General features: G+C 55.4%; 1 protein-coding gene. It reads right to left on the bottom strand.

What is annotated here, in order from left to right:
• Positions 1-1,418: solute:sodium symporter family transporter (locus JX325_RS16370; protein ID WP_204792098.1), on the bottom strand; the 1,418-nt coding region annotated here is incomplete at its 3' end.
• Between the last annotated feature and the right edge of the window lie 230 nt (positions 1,419-1,648).

Raw genomic sequence — 1,648 nt, 5'->3', positions numbered from 1 at the left:
GCGTATAGATAGTGGAAGGAATCCCCCAGGAACAGCAGAAAACCACCATAGAGAATCACATGGATGACCATGATGAGCTTGGCGGAATAGGCCGGCAGGTGCTTGAAGAAGAAACCGCCGAACACCGCCGTCACCACCGGCAGGGCGATGAGCATCATCAGGGAATCCAGGAAGGTTTTGAGTCCGGCGGGGAAGAAGTAGATCAGGGGGCCGACGATGGTGGTAAGGACGGCAAAGACAATGCCGATATTTTTTCCCACCTTGACCAACTGCTCCTCGGAGGCGTCCGGCTTGATGAACTCCTTGTAGATGTCCATAGCGAACATGGTATCCACGGAGTTCAGCACGGAGTTGAAAGAGGACAGGATCGCCCCCAGCATCACCGCCGCGAAGAAGCCCATCAACACCGGCGGAACCACCTGGGCCACCAGCTGGGGATACGCTTCGTCCATATTGGTGACCTGGTTGCCCTGAAGCTCAAACATGGCGAAGGCGATAACGCCGGGAAGGGCCAGGTACATGAAGCCAATGATTTTCAGGAAAGCGCAGTAGAGGGCGCCTTTCTGGGCCTCTTTCAGGTCCCTTGCCGCCAGCACCCGCTGGATAAAGGACTGGTGGGTACACCAGGACTGGAGTCCCAGGAAAAACAGCCCGGTGAACACCGTGGGCCAGGGTACCGCCGGAGGCAGAGAATCCGCCGGGGCTACGGAGTTCAGCATGTCGGAGTAGTTGTCCATCAGGTAGCGGAAGCCGTCGATCATCCCGGAGCCGCCGGAGGCTTTGCTGAGGGCCGCCAGGGCGAAGAAGGGAATCATGAAACCGCCGATCAGCAGACCCACGCCGTTGACCGTGTCGGAGACCGCCACGGCCTTTAACCCGCCGAAGATGGCGTAGATGGAACCGATGACGCTGATGAGGATACAGAGGATGATAACGGCTTGGAATTTGCTCACTCCTAAGATACCGGAAACATTGAAAATGTTTTCAAATACCAGGGAGCCGGAGTAAAGAATGACGGGAATCTGTACGACAAGGTAGAGTACGATGTAGGCAATGGAGAACCAGAGCTTAGTGTTGCGGTCATAGCGCAGACCAATCAGCTCCGGGATGGTGGTGATACCGCTTTTCAGGTACTTAGGAGCGGCGAACAGGGCCAGGACGATGCAGCAGGGAGCCGCGACGATCTCAAAGGCCATGGGGCTCATGCCCACGCTCCAGGTCTGCCCGTTGGTGCCCACCAGTTGCTCCGCCGACAGGTTTGTCAGCAGCAGGGAGCCTGCGATGACGAAGCCGGGAAGGCCCCGCCCGGCGAGGAAATAGCCGTCAGCCGAAGTCTGATCGTCCCCTTTTGTTTTCCACCAGGAGATGACCGCCACAAGGATTGTGAATCCAACAAAGGTTACCAAAGTCCAAATCATGGTTTTCCCCTTTCTCGTTTTTATTTCATTCATGGGATTTGCTTTGCAGGGACCGCCGGGAGAGCTGCGGGCAAAATGGAGTCCGCAGCTCCGACGGTTGCGCTTTGTTTCCGAGAAATTTGAAAAAATGTCAGCCTTTGGCGAAAGCTATGCATTTATTTTATAGAGATACGAAGCCTCTGTAAATGGGCGGCCTTGCCCCTTAGTTCATTCATTTTGCTTTTATTTGG

The organism is Oscillibacter sp. CU971, assembly GCF_905219725.1.
GTDB lineage: Bacteria > Bacillota > Clostridia > Oscillospirales > Oscillospiraceae > Oscillibacter.
The sequence above is the reverse complement of the archived record's forward strand: the minus strand, read 5'-3'. Positions and strand labels throughout refer to the sequence as shown.